The sequence below is a fragment of the Pseudoalteromonas sp. CST2 genome (assembly GCF_028599385.1).
Taxonomy (GTDB): domain Bacteria; phylum Pseudomonadota; class Gammaproteobacteria; order Enterobacterales; family Alteromonadaceae; genus Pseudoalteromonas; species Pseudoalteromonas atlantica.
The window spans coordinates 219142-237662 of record NZ_JAQREO010000002.1 but is presented as its reverse complement, the minus strand read 5'-3'; the positions used below and the strand labels follow the sequence as shown (position 1 = coordinate 237662).

At 40.0% G+C, this 18521-nt stretch carries 14 protein-coding genes; 8 read left to right on the top strand and 6 right to left on the bottom strand.

The genetic code is table 11. The features are described 5' to 3' along the window. The first annotated feature begins 189 nt into the window (after positions 1-189). The 6 genes from PSH41_RS03755 to PSH41_RS03730 all read left to right on the top strand — a co-directional run bounded on the left by PSH41_RS03755 (position 190) and on the right by PSH41_RS03730 (position 7122). Positions 190-1836 carry an electron transfer flavoprotein-ubiquinone oxidoreductase gene (locus PSH41_RS03755; protein ID WP_273588291.1) on the top strand — a complete coding sequence of 549 codons (1647 nt, stop codon included), beginning with the start codon at positions 190-192 and terminating at the stop codon, positions 1834-1836. A 133-nt stretch (positions 1837-1969) separates the two neighbouring features. Then, positions 1970-2434 carry an acyl-CoA thioesterase gene (locus tag PSH41_RS03750; protein WP_004586653.1) on the top strand — a complete coding sequence of 155 codons (465 nt, stop codon included), beginning with the start codon at positions 1970-1972 and terminating at the stop codon, positions 2432-2434. Between the two features lie 240 nt (positions 2435-2674). Then, positions 2675-3244, top strand: coding sequence for an outer membrane beta-barrel protein (locus tag PSH41_RS03745; RefSeq protein WP_024033565.1), 570 nt, complete (start codon positions 2675-2677; stop codon positions 3242-3244). Positions 3245-3536: 292 nt separating this feature from the next. Beyond that, complete coding sequence (tsaA, locus tag PSH41_RS03740) at positions 3537-4241, top strand: tRNA (N6-threonylcarbamoyladenosine(37)-N6)-methyltransferase TrmO (protein ID WP_273588294.1); 705 nt, start codon at positions 3537-3539, stop codon at positions 4239-4241. A 90-nt stretch (positions 4242-4331) separates the two neighbouring features. Then, positions 4332-6056, top strand: a complete 1725-nt coding sequence (locus PSH41_RS03735; RefSeq protein ID WP_054982550.1) for a proline--tRNA ligase — start codon at positions 4332-4334, stop codon at positions 6054-6056. Between the two features lie 226 nt (positions 6057-6282). Continuing rightward, the gene (locus PSH41_RS03730; protein ID WP_029773612.1) at positions 6283-7122 is read left to right on the top strand and encodes a UDP-2,3-diacylglucosamine diphosphatase; all 840 of its coding nucleotides are present in this window, start codon (positions 6283-6285) and stop codon (positions 7120-7122) included. Between the two features lie 17 nt (positions 7123-7139). On the opposite strand, the gene PSH41_RS03725 is transcribed toward PSH41_RS03730, so the two are convergent. The 4 genes from PSH41_RS03725 to PSH41_RS03710 form a co-directional block, all read right to left on the bottom strand. Beyond that, positions 7140-10196, bottom strand: a complete 3057-nt coding sequence (locus PSH41_RS03725; RefSeq protein ID WP_273588297.1) for an ATP-binding protein — start codon at positions 10194-10196, stop codon at positions 7140-7142. A gap of 293 nt (positions 10197-10489) precedes the next feature. Continuing rightward, positions 10490-11698 carry an ABC transporter permease gene (locus PSH41_RS03720; RefSeq protein ID WP_024033560.1) on the bottom strand — a complete coding sequence of 403 codons (1209 nt, stop codon included), beginning with the start codon at positions 11696-11698 and terminating at the stop codon, positions 10490-10492. Beyond that, complete coding sequence (locus PSH41_RS03715) at positions 11691-12479, bottom strand: ABC transporter ATP-binding protein (protein ID WP_024033559.1); 789 nt, start codon at positions 12477-12479, stop codon at positions 11691-11693. The genes PSH41_RS03720 and PSH41_RS03715 overlap by 8 nt, the downstream gene beginning before the upstream one ends. Continuing rightward, positions 12476-13288, bottom strand: coding sequence for a DUF3025 domain-containing protein (locus PSH41_RS03710; RefSeq protein ID WP_054982553.1), 813 nt, complete (start codon positions 13286-13288; stop codon positions 12476-12478). The genes PSH41_RS03715 and PSH41_RS03710 overlap by 4 nt, the downstream gene beginning before the upstream one ends. Before the next feature lie 113 nt (positions 13289-13401). Here PSH41_RS03710 and PSH41_RS03705 point away from each other — a divergent pair, with 113 nt between their 5' ends. Together PSH41_RS03705 and PSH41_RS03700 are read left to right on the top strand one after the other, a co-directional pair. Then, the gene (locus PSH41_RS03705; protein ID WP_273588300.1) at positions 13402-15027 is read left to right on the top strand and encodes a M28 family metallopeptidase; all 1626 of its coding nucleotides are present in this window, start codon (positions 13402-13404) and stop codon (positions 15025-15027) included. 148 nt (positions 15028-15175) lie between these two features. Then, positions 15176-16345 (top strand): putative manganese transporter, encoded by a 1170-nt coding sequence (locus tag PSH41_RS03700; protein ID WP_273588302.1) that lies wholly within the window; start codon positions 15176-15178, stop codon positions 16343-16345. 68 nt (positions 16346-16413) lie between these two features. Here the strand turns inward: PSH41_RS03700 and PSH41_RS03695 are convergent, their stop codons facing one another. Then, on the bottom strand, positions 16414-16779 hold the full coding sequence (locus PSH41_RS03695; RefSeq protein ID WP_054982556.1) for a DUF805 domain-containing protein: 366 nt from the start codon (positions 16777-16779) through the stop codon (positions 16414-16416). 140 nt (positions 16780-16919) lie between these two features. After that, on the bottom strand, positions 16920-18518 hold the full coding sequence (locus PSH41_RS03690) for a dihydrolipoyllysine-residue acetyltransferase (RefSeq protein ID WP_273588304.1): 1599 nt from the start codon (positions 18516-18518) through the stop codon (positions 16920-16922). Between the last annotated feature and the right edge of the window lie 3 nt (positions 18519-18521).

The window sequence follows — 18521 nt, the reverse complement described above, 5'->3', positions numbered from 1 at the left end:
TTAAACCTACAAGCTAACGTGTACGTCAACCTATTTATTTTATGAATTCAGACTACTTCCTGTTGACGTAAACGTCAACCTAAAATAACCTTAAAGTATTCACAGCCTGTAACATTTAATGTGCAAGTATTAAAAAGGCTGCATTGCTTATCTAATTTAGCTAAGCCCGTCATTGATTAAGAGGTTATTATGGTCGAACGTGAAACCATGGAATTTGATGTAGTTATTGTAGGTGCGGGCCCAGCAGGCCTTGCCAGTGCTATTAAGCTCGCACAGCTAGCGCAAGAAAAACAACAAGAACAAACTATTTGTGTGGTAGAAAAAGGCTCCGAGGTAGGCGCGCATATTCTTTCAGGCGCGGTATTTGAAACCAAAGCTTTAGATGAGCTTTTGCCTAACTGGCAAGAGCTTGGCGCCCCCGTCACTACACAAGTGACACAGGATGAAATTTATTGGTTTAATAACAGCGAAAAAGCCACTACTCTCCCTCGCTTTGCGACCCCTAAAACATTTCATAATGAAGGTAATTACATTGTTTCTATGGGCAATGTGTGCCGATGGCTTGCCGAGCAAGCTGAAAATTTAGGCGTTGAAATATTCCCAGGCTTTAGCGCTCACTCTTTAATTATTGAGCAAGACACCGTTAAAGGCATTGTTACAGGCGATATGGGCGTTGATAAAGACGGCAATGAAAAAGATGGTTATATGCCAGGTATGGAACTTCGCGCTAAATACACTGTATTTGCTGAGGGGTGTCGCGGGCATTTAGGTAAGCAGCTTATCAACGAGTTTGCGCTTGATAAAGATGTGTCACCACAGCACTATGGCTTAGGCTTTAAAGAGATTTGGCAAATAGATGCCAGTAAACACCAGCAAGGTAAAGTAGTGCATGGTACGGGCTGGCCGCTAAGTGGCGATACCAATGGCGGCTCTTTTATGTATCACTGCGATAACAATCAAGTGGTTGTAGGGTTAATTGTTGATTTAAATTATTCTAACCCGCATTTAAGCCCGTTTGATGAGTTTCAACGAATGAAACACCACCCTGTTTTTAAACAAACCCTTGAAGGGGGTGAACGCATTGCCTATGGCGCCCGTGCAATTGCAAAAGGCGGCCTTCACTCGCTGCCTAAAATGCATTTTGCTGGTGGCTTATTAATAGGTTGCGATGCCGGTACGCTCAATTTTGCCAAAATTAAAGGTAACCATACCGCAATGAAATCGGGCATGGTGGCGGCAGACGTTATTTTTAAAGCACTCCAAAATGGCCAAGCTAATACTGATTTAGCCGATTATAAAAACGCGTTTGAAAAATCTTGGGCTTATAAAGAGCTTTACCAATCGCGTAATTTTGGCCCCGCTATGCATACCTTAGGTAAGTTTGCTGGGGGTGCGTATAATACCCTTGATCAAAACATCTTCAACGGTGCACTGCCCTTTACCTTTAAAGACAACACGCCCGATTACGACACGCTAAAAGATGCAGCTAACAGCCCTCACATTGACTACCCTAAGCCTGATGGCCTACTTAGCTTTGATAAACTCTCTAGCGTGTTTTTATCTAATACTAACCATGAAGAGTCGCAGCCTTGCCATTTAAAGCTTAAAGATCCCGCCATTCCTATTGCGGTTAATTTAGTAAAGTTTGACGAGCCCGCACAGCGCTATTGCCCTGCAGGGGTATACGAAGTGCAACAAATTGAAGGTGAAGATCAGTTTGTGATTAATGCTCAAAACTGTGTGCACTGTAAAACCTGCGACATAAAAGACCCAAGCCAAAACATTACTTGGGTAACACCCGAAGGTGCTGGCGGGCCAAACTACCCTAATATGTAACTATTTTATGCACAAAGGTGCATTAAAAACCTATCTTTTACATATAAATTATAAACCTATCCTAAATTGCAGGGGCTTCGGCCCCTTTTTTACGGTATGCTCATAGGTAAGTTTCATAAAGTGAGTATTTAATATGCCGTCGTCAAATGTTGTATTTCGTTTTTTAGCAGAGCCTACCGATGTAAATTTTGGTGGGAAGGTTCATGGTGGTGTGGTCATGAAATGGATTGACCAAGCGGGTTATGCCTGCGCTGCAGGTTGGAGCGGCCATTATTGCGTTACCGTTTCTGTTGCTGGGGTTAAATTTAGACGCCCTATTTTGGTTGGGCAAATTGTCGAAGTTGAAGCAAAAATTGCGCATACAGGGTCAACAAGTATGCAGATATTTATTCAGGTACGGTGTGGCGATCCTAAAACTCAAAACATGGTAGAAACAAACCACTGTGTTATTAGCTTTGTAGCAATGGACGAAACAGGTTACCCGGTAGAGGTTCCTGCTTTTAAAGCACAAACAGAAGAAGATATTAAATTGGAAAACTACGCTATTAAAATGAAACAAATTGCAATTGAGACAGAAAATTTGCTTCATAAAGTATAAAAGTACAATGTAAAATTCACATAGACCGTGTAAAAGGTACAACCTTTACTTAGAAAACAAAAAACTAAAAAAGTTCACCCTGCTTATAAAAAATACAAAATAGCCGTAAAAATGCCGTATAAGTCGTTTTTACGGCTATTTTGTAACCACAGCCTATTGTTGGCATGCTCACTGCAAATAACTAATTGTCGTTTGATAAGTTAAATCAAACATTTATTATTTTTTTAAAGGAGCTATACAATGATTAAAACACTTTCTCTTTCTGCAATTGCTTTAGCAACACTGGGTTTTAACTCTGCAGCACACGCTGACATTACGGATTTTGATTCTCCTCGCATTTATACAGGTGTTGGTTATGGCCAATACTCATTTGAATTTGAAGACAGCGAAAACGACACTGAATTTGATGACGATGCACAAATGCTAAAAGGTTACATTGGTACACAATTTAACGAACACTTTAGCGTTGAGTTAGCTTATCAAAACTTTGATGAAGTGAGCGACATCGACAGCAAAGCAGAAGTTGATGGTGTGTCATTAGCAGCTATTTTAGCGGCTCCGCTTTCTGAAAGCTTTTCAGTATATGCTAAAGGTGGTTGGTTTGAATGGGATGCAGATGTAGAGCAAGAGCTTCCTGTTGGTAGCATTTCAGCATCACAAGACGGCGGCGACGTGTTTTACGGAGCAGGTATTCAATACGCGTTTTCTAGCAATGTTCAAATGCGCTTAGAGTACGAACGCTACGAACTAGATGATGAAATTGACCCAGAAATGGATGTTGCATCTGTATCAATTCAATACATGTTTTAATTAGCATTTAAAACACTTAAAGGTGAGCCATGTGCTCACCTTTTTGTTGCTTATAAATAATACCCATCCGTAATAATAGCTAATCATATCGCGGCGCTAAACGTGTCGCTCCAGCCTCAAAATAGCTCCACTTAATTTAGCAGATTGGTATAAACACTAATTACTATATTTTAAACCGCTTAGTCTAATACTCGATTAAACCAGTCAGTCTAAAATATAACGCATTAACTGTACTGCTATAAATACTAAATAGAGGTAGAATAGCACCCTATTTTTTTGTTAACTGAGCATTATGAGCGATTATAGCATTTCGGCTGTTGGCCACATTCAATCCCCTTATAAACAAAAGTTTGCAATACCTAGGCAACCACGTTTAGTGCCTCAAGCTAAAGCCAAACTTATTTTTACTGCTGAGTTTAATCGTGAAGAATTTGTGCGAGGCATTGAAGAATTTAGCCATATTTGGCTGTTATTTAGGTTTCATGAAACCGCCGATAAAGGGTATTCAGCTATGGTGCGCCCACCACGTTTAGGCGGCAATGAGCGCAAAGGTGTTTTTGCAACGCGCGCCACATTTAGACCCAACGCCATTGGGATGAGCGCTGTAAAACTTGAAGGCGTTGAGTATAAAAACGGCCAACTTAGTTTACTGCTTGCTGGTATAGATTTACTCGATGGCACGCCTATTGTGGATATAAAGCCTTACTTACCGTATTCAGATGCAATGCATGACGCCAGTGCCGGTTTTGCCGATACCCGACCAGAAACACAAATGAGCGTCGCGTTTTCACCCGAGGCAATTGAATTTATTGCCAAGCAAACACACTACCCTGAGCTTGAAGATTTTATTACTAATGTACTAAAACAAGACCCACGCCCTGCCTATAAAAAACAAAAACAAGGCGAGCAAAGTTATGGTATGACACTGTATAATTATAATATACGCTGGCAGGTTAACGGCGAGCATAACTTAGTAACAATTATAGAAAATAACTAAAAAGTGCAGTTAGCGCTTTAGTGTAAAAGCAAGCGCTGGTAAACTTAGCGCCCTATTAAAAAGAACATATTACTTAATTTCGGAAAAATCATGCGTACCAGTCAATATATACTCGCAACACTTAAAGAAACGCCATCAGATGCTGAAATTGTTTCGCATCAATTAATGCTTAGAGCAGGTATGATCCGTCGCGTCGCTTCGGGTTTATATACATGGTTACCCTCTGGTTTACGCGTGCTTCGTAAAGTAGAAAATATTGTTCGTGAAGAAATGGATAAAGCAGGCGCAATAGAAATGTTGATGCCGGTTATTCAACCTGCTGATTTATGGCAAGAGTCTGGCCGTTGGGAGCAATTTGGTCCTGAACTTGTTCGCTTTAACGACCGCCATAACCGTGAGTTTGCGCTAGGTCCTACTCATGAAGAAGTAATTACAGATTTTGTTCGTAAAGAGATTAGCAGCTATAAACAACTGCCTGTTACTTTGTACCAAGTACAAACTAAAGTGCGCGATGAAAGACGCCCACGCTTTGGTGTAATGCGTGCACGTGAATTTACGATGAAAGACGCGTATTCATTTCATTTAAGTGAAGCGTGTTTAGATGCCACATATAAAGTAATGCACAAAGCGTACTGTAATATTTTTGAACGCTTAAACTTAGAATACCGCCCTGTACTTGCTGATACAGGCTCTATTGGTGGTAGCTTATCACATGAGTTTCATGTACTTGCTGAATCAGGTGAAGACGCGATTGCCTTTAGTGATGCAAGCGATTATGCAGCTAACATCGAAAAAGCAGAAGCGTTAGCTCCAACTCAAAGTCGTCCTGAGCCATCTAAAGAGCTTAAAGCGTTTCCTACACCAGATGCTAAAACAATTAGCGAGCTTAAAAAGCACTACGGCGTTAAACCACACCGCGGCGTTAAAACATTAATTGTGTACGGTACGCCTGATGAAAACGAACAACGTGGTTTAGTTGCGCTTGTACTACGTGGCGATCACGAGTTAAACGAATTAAAGGCTGAAAAGCACCCACTTGTAGACTCTCCACTTGAAATGGCCACTGAGGCTGACATTGTTGCAGCAATTGGTGCAAAGCCAGGCTCACTTGGCCCTGTGGGTTTAACAATGCCAATTATTGTAGACAGAACCGCTAATGTAATGGCAGATTTTGTTGCCGGTGCTAATAAAGATGACGAGCACTTTAGCGGAATTAACTGGGATCGCGATGTTAAAGAATATCAAGTTGCTGATATTCGTAACATTGTTGAAGGCGATCCGAGCCCGTGTGGACAAGGCACTTTACAAATTAAACGCGGTATTGAAGTTGGTCATATTTTCCAACTTGGTACTAAGTACTCAGAAGCCATGAAAGCAGGCGTACTGAGCGAGTCGGGTAAAAACCAAGTAATGACTATGGGTTGTTACGGTATTGGTGTTTCGCGCATTGTGGCAGCGGCTATTGAGCAAAATAATGATGATTACGGTATTATTTGGCCTCAATCTATTGCCCCATTTGATTTAGCTATTGTGCCAATGAACATGCATAAGTCGCATCGTATTCCTGATATTGCTAATAATCTATACCAAGGTTTAAAAGATGCAGGCCTAGATGTTTTATTTGATGATCGTAAAGAGCGCCCTGGCGTTATGTTTAACGACATGGAATTAATGGGTGTACCTTATACTTTAGTGATTGGTGAGCGTAACCTTGATGAAAATAAAGTTGAGCTTAAAAATCGCCGCACCGGTGAAAAGTTAATGGTTGATTTAGACACCGCAATAGAGACTATTAAAGCGGCTGTTAAAGGTTAACAACACCCACGCTTAAAACAAACTATAAGGCCGCATTTAAACATGCGGCCTTTTTTATGCGCGTTTAATGATAATGTATAAAACCGCTCACCTAATCTCCTTTCCATAACAATAAACTTTAATTAGCTGGTTTGATTTAAATTGTCATGGAGGCTTCGCTAAAGTGTCTCATAAGTGTCATTAGATTTATCTACAGTGTTTAATTATTACACTATGGATGACGGGCATGACAAACAATCAACAGCGTAAAAAACAACATTATCCAGCCGTTTGGATATCGGATGTACATTTAGGGTATAAAGACTGTAGAGCCGACTATTTATTAGATTTTTTAAATTCAATTGAATGCGATACGCTTTATTTAGTGGGTGATATTGTTGATCTGTGGTCGATGAAGCGCAGTTTTTATTGGCACCCATCTCATTACCAAGTGCTTAGTTGTATACAACAAAAAGCACTTGATGGCACCCGTGTAATATATATACCTGGTAACCACGACGAGACCTTTCGCCACTACATAAATCAAACTTTATTTGGTGTAGAGGTCCACCAGCAGTTTATTCATACCACTAAAGCCAATAAACGCTTTTTACTGATCCACGGTGATGACTTTGACTCGGCAACCCGCTACAACAAGCTCATAAGTATTGCAGGCGATGCAGGTTACGACTTACTGCTGTTTTTAAATCGATGGACTAACCGAGTTCGTAAAGTGTTTGGCGGTAACTACTATTCGCTTGCTGCGTGGATAAAAGCACGCGTACATAAAGCCCGGGAAGCCATTGCGGCTTTTGAAGATGCCGCTATACATGAGGCAAAAAAACAAAAGGTCGATGGCATTATTTGCGGACACATCCATCACCCTAAAATTAAAGTAGTAGATGGCATAGTGTATTGTAATGATGGTGATTGGATTGAAAGCTGTACCGCATTAGTTGAGCAACCAAACGGTAAAATAGAGCTGTTGCATTGGTCTGATACGCAAAAAGTACTTGATACAGCCGATGTAACCAGCTTAGTTAAACCTATTCAAACTGATACCAAACCGAGTAAGTCAGCAGCGTAACTGCTGACTTAGCTCATTTAGTTTAACCAGGTTAGCAGCCTATTTTTAAGCGTTTTAGGCTTTATTGGCTTGGTTATATAATCATTCATGCCGGCGGTAATGCAACGCTCTCTATCGCCTTCCATTGCACTTGCGGTCATGGCAATAATTGGAATGCTAATATACTCAACCCCAGCTTTAGCATTTCTTATCTCGCTGGTGGTATCGTAGCCATCTAGGTTAGGCATTTGGCAATCCATTAAAATTAAGTCAAACGGTTGCTCTTGATTAAATTTAAGGGCAGAGAGTGCTTCTATACCATCACTTGCACAGGTAATTTTTATCCCTGTGCGTTTTAAAATAGCCTTCGCTACCTCAATGTTGATCATGTTGTCGTCTACCAATAATACATGATACTTAGACAACTCAGGCTCTGGCTCTACATCGTTTGCTTGTTTAGGCGCGGTTAAAACAAACTCATTATTAGCACCAAAAATACTGCCTAGCTTATAGGTAAATTGATCTTGCGTAAGTGGTTTGTGCAAAATGTGGCTATGCTCAGGAAACACCTTTTTAAATTGCTTATTAACCACCATGTCTCGCAATATAAGCACGTATTTTTTATCTGCCTTTTCGCAGTAGCTTATTAGCGCATTAACTTGCGGGTGTTCGTCATCAATAATCAGTAAATCGGCATCAAATTCGCTGTGTTCACTAAAGTAGTCGAGCCTTGTAATATGGCTTGGCTGAATTTTACAGGTTTGAGTTAATAACCCGCATACATTTTTAAATACGTTATCGCGGGCAATAAGCGCCGCCACACTGACCTCTTTTGAAAGCTCAATGCCAGCATTAAGTTTTTGCTGTTGCGCCACATGTAGCTCTACCGTTGCAACAAAGGTGCTGCCTACGCCCTTTTCACTGCTAACGGTGATATTACCGCCCATTAATTGCGCCAGTTTTTTACATATAGATAACCCTAAACCGGTGCCACCAAAATGGCGCGTTGTGCTTGAATCTTCTTGGGTAAACACATCGAACAGTTTATCGATGTTTTCAGGGGCAATACCAATACCGGTGTCTTTAATTATAAAGCTCATTAAAATTTTACTGTCGGTAATGTATTTAGAGTTTAAGGTTAAACTTACTTCGCCTTTATGCGTGAACTTAAACGCATTATTTATTAAATTAATTAAAATTTGCTTAAGGCGATGGCTATCACCAATAACCATTCTATCAACCACGTTTTGGGTATTTAAAAAGACCTCTAGCCCTTTACGTTGGCCCTGCAACGCAATTGAATTAATCATATCGCTACAGACAGAGATAACATCAAACGAGTGATTATCAATATCTAGTTTACCCGCTTCAATTTTAGAAAAATCTAAAATATCGTTAATTAAATTCATTAACGAGTGCGCACTGCTATTAGCTAATTTTAAATAGTGTTGCTGTTGCTCAGTGAGGCTGTCTTCTTTTAGCATTTCAAGCATGCCTAAAACACCGTTCATGGGTGTGCGTATTTCGTGGGAAATATTGGCTACAAAGTCACTTTTTGCTTGGCTTGCGGCAAGGGCTTGGTCAATCGCTCGCTCAAGTTCAACAGTACGCTGAGATACCTTTAACTCTAACGTGCTATTTAAACCCTGTAACTGTGATTGAGTTTGCTTTAACGAGCTGATATTACGCAAAATAGCAGCAACCTGATAACGGTTGCTAAATACATCAAATACGCTGGTCAGCGTGATTGAATAGTATTCTTTATTGCCATCATCACCAGTATAAACCGCTTCAAATGGCATTTTAGAGCCATGCTCTATGGTTTCACTAATGCAGTTTTTATCTTCATCTGCAAGGGTAAATAAGTTACTAAAGCGGGTGTTGTCATTACCTAGCCTACTTGCAAAAACTTTTTTAGCCGTTTGATTACAGTGAATAATAGTTTCATCACTGTCTATGGTAAAAATAGCGTCGAGTGAATTTTCAATCACTTTATTATTTTGCTCTGTTAAAGAGTGTATAAGCAGCTTGCGATTAATATAACGCTGATATAACAGCGTTATAATTATAAATATAGTAAAAAATGTGGCGGTGATGGCAATAAAACTTTCGCGCCTTTTTGCAACGCGTTCCAACAAGGTTTCAGAATCAATAGAAACGGCCATCTCTAACGGCAGCATGGCAATATCGCCTTCAAAACTTACTCGTTTATTTAAAAAGTACTGTTTTGGCGCATCACCTATTAACAAGGTTTCGTGAGAGTTCATGTTTTGTGTGGGGCTAAATTCATCGCTCCAGGTTTTGGCTTGGTTAAATTCAAAGCCAAACCGTAAATCTGGATTTGGGTGGTATAAAAATTCGCTTTCATTATTAAGCAAATAAATATTAATCCCAGGTGGAAGTTCAAACGTTAAACTTTCAAATAACTTATCTGCGGAGTAGTTTGTCACTAAAATTGCAAACACTTGCTTTAAATGATCAAAAACAGGCTTAGCTACGCGGTATGTACTCACAAAGGGTTTTTGTATTTCACCGTTTTCGCGGTTGTAGTTAATAGGCGATATATACACGCTTTTTTCATCAAGCATGCTGGCTTTAAGTACGTAGTCTCGCCCGCCTTTTTTTTGCAGTTGTGCGCCCTCTAGCCTAATTATGTCACCTAAAAAGCGGTCTACACGTACTATCTCTTGGCCATTTTCAGCAAGCATAATGTAACGTGCTTGCAAAATAGAATCGTCGGTTTGCATAAACCCGCTAAAAATATCAGCAAGGCGGTCTTGCCATACAGCAATTGGGGTTTGTAATAGTGGGTCAATTAATTGGTTGTCGGTCGCTCTAGATATACCTTGAATAGGTGGAGTGGCGTTTAAAAAGCGAATAGCGGTAATACTGTCGTTTAAATGATTTTTTAAAGACGCGGCTTTTGTTTCAAGCTCACGGTTGAGTTCACTACGTGCATCGTTATATATCTCTGCGCGCACTTTTTTTTCAAACACATACACCGAAGGCAATGCAATAACTAAAAAAACAATAATGGCAACCAGTAATAATTTATTACCTTTTGCTGCTGTTATAAATACATTCCTTTTTAGCATTGAACCCTCACTCCTCACTATTTTCTAGGTTAGATTATAGAGGATTATTTGATAAAAAATAGAAGTAAAAATAATTAGTTACTTAAAAAAGTGTAATTAAAGTTTGAACAAATACTCTAAACCAATCACTTAGTATTACTATTAAAAAGCAGTGTTAATTTAAGATGAATACCACTCTAAAAAACGTACAAATTAATATAGACGGCAAATAAAAAAATTATAAGCGATAACAGTTAATGGGTAGTAAAAGTAAACGAGCAAGGCAATACCCTGCCCGTTTATAAAACCTTAAACTATCTAAATAATACGTCTTCGCGGTTAAACCACTTAACACAAAAGGCAAGTAACGCGCCGGCTATAATAGCTGTTGCTAAAAATATTAAGCCTACAAGGGTGTAATCTACCGTGCCTTTAACAATTTCTTTAATTGCGAGAGCTACATTAGTAACAGGAATAAAAGCAGTTTTAGCTGTTAGCTCTACATTAGGCATAATGGATACAATGATGGGAAAAAACACCCCCATACTTAATGGTGCCATGTAGTTTTGCGCTTCTTTAAATGTACGAGCATAAATAGATATTGCTAACGCCAATGCTGAGAATATCGCGGCAATAGGTAATAACAATACAAAAATCATTAATAAATCGCTTACCGCTAATGAGCTAAATGCTGTTTTAATTACTTCAAGGTCTGCAAATGCAAGGGCTACGGCTATCCACCCGCCCATACTGAGTACAGTTATAGTTGTTGATGCAATTGAGGTTGTCAGTAAGGTTATAAATTTGCCTAGTACAAGCTCTGTACGCGTAATAGGTGTAAGCAATAAGGTTTCTAATGTACCGCGCTCTTTTTCACCTGCACCTAAATCTATTGCTGGGTACGTAGCGCCCATAAGAACTATGGGAATAAGTAGGTAGGGCAAAAAGCCTCCTAGTTTTTCACCTAAGTTTTCACGTTTATCGGCGGTATCAACCTTTACTACTTCAATAGGGGTTAAAAGTGCTAAATGGGCTTCTTTTTCAATACCAAAACTGATTAATTTTTCTGTTTGTAATGCATCGCTATATTCTTTGGCGAGCTCTTTTACACGCTGAAATAAAAAGTTGATAGATTTAGCATCATTAAATACCACTTCCCACTTACTTTGCTGGGCATCATTTAAGGCTTGTTTAGCGTTAGTGGGTAAATATATACCCATGTCTATATCACCTGCGATTACCCCTTCTTTTAGCTCTTCAATGCTATTAAAGGTTTTAGCACCTTTATAAAGTTCAAAGCTTTTATGATAAAACACTTTTTCGGTAAACTCTGGCGCGTAGTCGCCATTAATAATGGCGTAGGTATGTACCTTTTGTTCAGCATCGAGTGCCGCTTGAGAGCTAATAAACGCCATAACGGCAAATAATAAGGGAAACACCGCAACGGGTAGAGCGACTACAAACAACAAGGTTTTTTTATCGCGTAGGAGTTCTGTTAATTCCTTTTTAAAAACTTCAAACATCGTGTTTCTCCGTTAATATGTTCATAAACGCTTGGTTTAGCTCTTCACTATTACCTGCCTGTTTGAATTCAGCAAGCGTGCCATCAAAGCAGCTTACGCCTTCATTAATTACCGCAACACGGTCACATAAAAGGGCGACTTCATCTAAATGGTGCGTTGAAAAAATAACAGGCGTGCCTTGCGCCTTTAAGCCTTTAATAAAGTTTATAACCGTTTGTGTGGTCATGATATCAAGGCCTGTTGTTGGCTCATCGAGTACCACCACTTCTGGGTGATGTACCACAGCGCGGGCAATATTAGCTTTTTGCTTCATGCCGGTAGATAGGTTTTCTGCACGTTTATCAATAAATTTATGCATGTCGAGCAAAGTAAAAAGTTCTTCACAACGAGCCGCTATTTGCTCTTTGTTCATTCCATGAAGCTTTGCAAAGTATTCAATATTTTCTTTAACGGTCAGGCGACCATACAAACCAGTTGAACCGGATAAAAAACCAATAGACTTGCGCCCTACTAACGGCTTTTTAATTATGTCGTTGCCGGCAATAGTTATTGTGCCTTCATCGGGCTTAAGTGCAGTTGAGAGCATACGCAATGTAGTAGTTTTACCCGCGCCATTAGGGCCTAGTAACCCTAACACTTCACCTTTTGCACATTGAAAGCTGACATCTCTTACAGAATGAAAAAAATCTTTATCTTCACGCGGGTCTATATCATCAACTTTATTTTTTTTATGATCCTTGGTTAACTTAAACTTTTTTTTAAGCCCTGCGACTTCTATCATTTTCGTATCCTTCGTTTAGCTCTAAAGTAGTCGGTATTATCATAGAACGATTCATTCTCATTTGCGTCATGCCACCCTGGTACACCTAATAATGGCAATGGAGAAAGCTGTTTGTTATCGGCTAAGCAATGCTCTATTTTTATCTTCTCATAAAGTACTTGGTCTAGGTACTGATATTGAGTAACTAAATCTTTACAAAATATTTCATCCGGTACATTTACAAATAACGCTTTACCCGTTAAACCAATATAGGGCTTTGTGAGCATTTCATAATTAGCGTGGCCAAACATAAAAGGTTGTATTGTTTTGCCCCACTCTTCTCGGTGAGTTATAAATGCAGTTTTCCATTGGTGGTCTGTTAAAAGCGTTTGCCACTTAGTATCACTAATGGCAAGCACCACGCCGCACTCGTCAAATAATGTGAGTGCATTACGATGTTTAGTACGTTGCTTTAAGCCATGTTGCGCTATTTCTTGTACGTGGCGCTGATTAATAAGCGCCTTGGTTTTTGGAAACAAACACCAAATAAAGCCACCAAATAAGTCGTGCCAATTTTTACTGCGTGTTGGCACTACGCCAGTTTCAAAAATGACTTGCTCATAATAGCGCTCACCAAAATCAACGTTTGCATCGTCTTCAAACGTTATGGGGAGGTTATTAGCATTAATGGCATTCAAATACACAGTGAACCAATCGGGGGTTGGCCAATCAGTCTGTTTATCAATATTAAACAGTGTTCGTAAGTGCTCAAACGCACCGCTTTTCAAACTACTAACTTGCCATTGCTCGGGCGGAGTAAAGCGCTTCATTTATACCTTTAACAATTTATGCTGTTAATTTGCGGGCAGTTTACCGCAAAAACTGGTTCTAATTAATAGAAGTTAATATACTAATCACATCTTAGAACAAGAATAGAGCTACTATGAAACGATATTTCTCTCTCACACTGATTGCTGGCGCTGTGTTAGCTGGCTGTGCAACAACAAGTATTACACCTACCGATGTAACAAATGGTTACAACAGTATTAAAGCAGATGAACTTGCAGCGCACATTAAAGTACTTGCCTCTGATGAATTTGGCGGTAGAGCGCCTTCATCTGAAGGTGAAAAACTAACCCTAGATTACTTAACTACACAATTTAAAGCATTAGGGTTTGAACCCGGTAATGGTGATAGTTTTTTACAAGAAGTGCCGCTTGTTTCATTAGAAGCTGATTCAAATATGGTATTAAGTATTGGTGGTAAAGATTATCAATACAAAAAAGACATGGTTATGGGCAGTAGCCGCATTAGCGCACAAGAAGGGATTGAAAATTCAGAGCTTGTATTCGTAGGTTACGGTGTAAATGCCCCTGAATATAACTGGAACGATTACGAAGGCCTAGACGTAAAAGGCAAAACTGTTGTAATGCTTGTTAACGATCCGGGTTTTGCTACAAAAGATCCTGCGTTATTTACCGGCGATGCAATGACCTACTATGGCCGCTGGACTTATAAATATGAAGAAGCGAGTCGTCAAGGAGCAGCCGGTGCTATCATCATTCACGAAACCGCCCCTGCATCATACCCGTGGTCAGTGGTTGAAAACTCATGGAGCGGTGAGCAGTTTGGTTTTCAAAAAGAGAACAACAATATGGACCGCGTTGCGGTTGAAGGCTGGGTGACCACTGATGTAGCAAAAGAGTTATTTGCTAAAGCGGGTCTTGATTTTGAGACTGCAAAAGCCAATGCAGCTAAAGGTGCGTATAACGTTGACATGGGCGATTTAACTGCATCGGTTAATGTTAAAAATACAATTAAAAAATCGGTATCGTATAACTTTATTGCCACGTTGCCGGGTAGCGAAAAAGCGGATGAACATGTTATTTATTCAGCGCATTGGGATCACCTAGGTACAGATACAACCCGTAAGGGCGACCAAGTTTATAATGGGGCACACGATAACGCCACAGGCACTGCGGGGCTAATTGAGGTTGCAGAGGCATTTACTAAGTTGCCAAAGCACCCTACTCGCTCAATGACATTTTTAGCTGTTACGGCTGAAGAGCAAGGCTTACTTGGATCTAAATACTACGCTTCTAACCCTGTTATTGCTGCTGATAAAACAGTCGCCAATATAAACATGGATAGCCTAAACTTATTAGGTAAAGTAAAAGACATGAACGTAGTAGGTTTAGGTAAGTCGCAAATGGACGACCTACTAGCCAAAGCAGCAAAAGAGCAAGGTAGAACAATAGCGGGCGACCCTAAACCATCATCGGGTGGTTATTACCGCTCTGATCACTTTGCATTTGCAAACATGGGCATTCCAGCTATGTATGCAGGCGGCGGAACTGTTGCCGCTGATGAGGATACAGCAAATTATCGTAAACGTATGAGCTTAGTGCTACGAGGTTGTTACCATCAACCCTGTGACAGATACCGCGATGAGTGGGATTTATCGGGTGCGGTGCAAGACTTACAATTGTTTTATAAAGTAGGCTTTGATATTTCTGAGCAAGCACAATGGCCAGCATGGTACGAAAACTCAGAGTTTCAACGCAAATAATATAATTCGCCTGAGCGCCTGAGCGTAGGTTATTTACCATCGAAAAACTCAAACTGAGCTATCGATTTAAATAGATGCAAATGATATTGATTATCATTTGCAAGCTGTATACAGTGTGTCCTAGTTAAACTAAAACTGGGGCACACTTATGATTTTACTCTCTCAAATAGGATTTATTACGCCAGCTTCCAAACGGTTTGTTAGCCAAAATAAACGCTTACTCCTACCACTTTTTTTATTGGTATGTTTAGCTGTTCCTAGTCTTCGCGAAATAACCATTACTGCTCTCAGTGATGCGTTTTTTCAGGTTAGTGTATTTGTAGCGGCTACGTTACATATTTACTACTACGCAATAGAACATATCCCTCAATTAGAAATGAGCTACTTAAGCGCTAAATCTAAGTCACTTGAAGTGCTGTTTGCATCCGTTCTTGGCGCTTTACCCGGCTGTGGTGGTGCAATTATTGTGGTTACTCAATACACTAAAGGCCAAGCAAGCTTTGGGGCTATTGTTGCTGTACTTACCGCCACGATGGGCGATGCTGCTTTTTTACTGCTTGCTACGCGCCCCACTGAAGGTTTAACAATAATGGCGATAGGTTTAGTGGTAGGCACACTGTGTGGATTAATAGTTAATGCAATTCACAAACCTGATTTTTTACGTCCCAGCGCACAAGAGCAAAAACACCAAGTAAAAGTTTTGCCCACTAAAATAATAAAAATTAGCAAACCTGTGTGGATGTTTGCCATTATTCCAAGTTTAATCATTGCGTTTTTAATTGCATTTAATGTGGACTTTAATCAATTTGGTCAATATACCAGCACCGGTATTAGCTTATTTGGTGCAGCAATGGCACTGTTTACGGTTGTTATCTGGGCCTACTCTTCTAAAGGCGAAAGCTATAAAGAAGTAACCTCTGAAGACGATGAATGTAATCCGCCTTCAAAGCTTATAAAAGTATTACAAGATACCCATTTTGTAACTGCTTGGGTGGTGGCTTCGTTCATGCTGTTTGAAATATTAGTCAGTGTGGTAGGCCTTGATTTAAAAACCTGGTTTATGCACTACGCCTATTTAGCACCGTTAATTGCAGTCGTCATTGGTTTTTTACCTGGCTGTGGGCCACAAATAATTGTAACCACGCTTTATATACAGGGCATTATTCCTTTTAGTGCATTAGCTGCTAATGCGATTTCAAATGATGGCGATGCGTTGTTTCCTGCTATTGCAATGGCGCCAAAAGCGGCTGTAATTGCTACCTTGTATACCTCTATACCTGCTTTAGTTGTTGGTTACGGGCTTTACTTTTTAAGTTAACAGTTTAAAAAATCATAAGTACAAAAAAGCTCAGCAATTGCTGAGCTTTTTTAATGTTAGCGTATTATTTATACAGAAACAGGTTCAGCCGCTAACTCTTTTGGATTTGGGCCATAATCGTTCTCACCTTCATGTGAGTCTTGCGCAAGGAATACAATTATAACAATCCAGCCAATGATTGGCACTAACCAAAGTAGCTGCCACCAGCCAGAGCGGCCAGTATCGTGTAAACGGCGTGCACCAGCGCTCAATTGAGGAATTAACAGTGCCAAGCTATAGATAGTACCAATTACAGCTACACCCATAAGCTCATCAACAACACCTAGTACTATGCTGATTAATAAATTTATTAAGTAAAACATCCAAAATGCTTTACGGCGATTACGTCCTGAAAAATCTGCGTAGCTACGCAGCGCGTTCATATAATGTTCCATTACAATTCCTTAGTGTTAGTTTTTATATTCCCTAGCGGGTTTGTTTTATTACCTTTTAGTAACATTTGTATCTTAATTAAAAACACCGCGCTTTAAAACAAAAAACCAGCAAATTGCTGGTTTTTTTGTCAGTTTAATTTTTAACTCATTGCCATCATCATCGCCGATGGGTTTTCTAAATACGATTTCCACAAATTATTAAAGCGAGCAATTGTACCGCCATCAATAACACGGTGATCGCCTGACCAACTCACTTGCATAATAGCTTTGCTAACAACTTGGCCGCTTTCATCAAAGCGCGGTAAGTGTTGTAACTTCCCTAATGCTACAATAGCAACTTCTGGCTTATTAATAATCGGGGTCGCAATAGTGCCGCCAATTGCCCCAATATTTGAAATGCTAATGGTGCCCCCTTTTAAGTCATCTGGTGCTACGCGCCCCTCGCGTGCTGCATCAGTTAAGCTTGTTAAACTGTTTGCAACTTCAACAATACTCTTAGATTGGCACGATTTAATATTAGGCACTAGCAAACCCACTTTTGAATCCACTGCTACCCCAATATTATGATCGTCAAAGTAGGTAAGCTCAGTGCAATCATCATTTACTTTAGAATTAAGCACTGGGTACTCTTTCATCGCAAGCGATAACGCTTTGATAAAAAATGGCATCATAGTGAGCTTTACACCTTGCGCTTTATATTGCTCTTTTAAACTCGCTCGCAGGGCAATTAATTGCGTTAAGTCTATCTCGTCACTAAAGGTAAAGTGAGGGATTGTAGAGACCGAGGCCATCATTTGCTTTGCCATAGCCGCTTTAATGCCTTTAATTGGCTCTGCTCGCATACCACCGTTTTGTGTTTGTGGCGATTGTGGCTCTTTATTTTGAGTAACGCTGTTTTGAGTAGTAGCACTACTAAGTGGTGATGTATCTATTGTATTAGGTACCTCACCTTTAATAAATTCTTCTATGTCTTGTTTATAAATACGGCCATTTTTACCACTGCCCGGTACGCACGTTAAATCAACATCAAGCTCTCGGGCTTTGCGCCTTACAGCTGGTGAGGCAACCGCTTTTTTATTAACAACTTTATTTGCTGTTGTTTGCTGCGTTGCTATAGATTTATCTGCCGCTTTACTTTGTGCTTTTACAACGGCGTCGTTTACATCTACATTTGGTTTTGCTGTACTGCCGGCTATGCTCATTTGAAATAACGGGCTATGTACCTGAGCAATTTCACCTTTTTGATAGTAAAGCTTTTGCACTGTCCCTGTGTATTTAGCCGGAATTTGTACCAGTGCTTTGTCGGTCATTACATCACACACAGCCTGATCTTCTTGTATTTCATCGCCTTCGGCAACTAGCCAATCAACTATTTCACACTCAACAATCCCCTCACCAATATCTGGAAGAATAAAATCTTCTAAATGCTCTGACGATGCGTTGTCGCTTTGTGTATTTTGCACTTGCTCTGTGTGTGTTTCATCGCTTTGGCTTTGCTCATCGGCTACATTCATAGCAAACAAGGGTGCATGAACCTGCGCTATCTCCCCTTTTTGATAATACAATTTAGTGATTACGCCATCGTGCACAGCCGGTATTTGCACTAGGGCTTTATCGGTCATCACGTCACAAATGGGTTGATCTTCTTTTACTGTGTCACCCTCTTGTATTAGCCATTCAACCACTTCGCACTCAACAATGCCTTCACCAATATCGGGTAATATAAAATCTTTAGCCATGGT

Coding starts and splice junctions, on each gene's coding strand:
- PSH41_RS03755 (WP_273588291.1), top strand. CDS start 190: ATGGTCGAACGTGAAACCATGGAATTTGATGTAGTTATTGTAGGTGCG.
- PSH41_RS03750 (WP_004586653.1), top strand. CDS start 1,970: ATGCCGTCGTCAAATGTTGTATTTCGTTTTTTAGCAGAGCCTACCGAT.
- PSH41_RS03745 (WP_024033565.1), top strand. CDS start 2,675: ATGATTAAAACACTTTCTCTTTCTGCAATTGCTTTAGCAACACTGGGT.
- tsaA (WP_273588294.1), top strand. CDS start 3,537: ATGAGCGATTATAGCATTTCGGCTGTTGGCCACATTCAATCCCCTTAT.
- PSH41_RS03735 (WP_054982550.1), top strand. CDS start 4,332: ATGCGTACCAGTCAATATATACTCGCAACACTTAAAGAAACGCCATCA.
- PSH41_RS03730 (WP_029773612.1), top strand. CDS start 6,283: ATGACAAACAATCAACAGCGTAAAAAACAACATTATCCAGCCGTTTGG.
- PSH41_RS03725 (WP_273588297.1), bottom strand. CDS start 10,196: ATGCTAAAAAGGAATGTATTTATAACAGCAGCAAAAGGTAATAAATTA.
- PSH41_RS03720 (WP_024033560.1), bottom strand. CDS start 11,698: ATGTTTGAAGTTTTTAAAAAGGAATTAACAGAACTCCTACGCGATAAA.
- PSH41_RS03715 (WP_024033559.1), bottom strand. CDS start 12,479: ATGATAGAAGTCGCAGGGCTTAAAAAAAAGTTTAAGTTAACCAAGGAT.
- PSH41_RS03710 (WP_054982553.1), bottom strand. CDS start 13,288: ATGAAGCGCTTTACTCCGCCCGAGCAATGGCAAGTTAGTAGTTTGAAA.
- PSH41_RS03705 (WP_273588300.1), top strand. CDS start 13,402: ATGAAACGATATTTCTCTCTCACACTGATTGCTGGCGCTGTGTTAGCT.
- PSH41_RS03700 (WP_273588302.1), top strand. CDS start 15,176: ATGATTTTACTCTCTCAAATAGGATTTATTACGCCAGCTTCCAAACGG.
- PSH41_RS03695 (WP_054982556.1), bottom strand. CDS start 16,779: ATGGAACATTATATGAACGCGCTGCGTAGCTACGCAGATTTTTCAGGA.
- PSH41_RS03690 (WP_273588304.1), bottom strand. CDS start 18,518: ATGGCTAAAGATTTTATATTACCCGATATTGGTGAAGGCATTGTTGAG.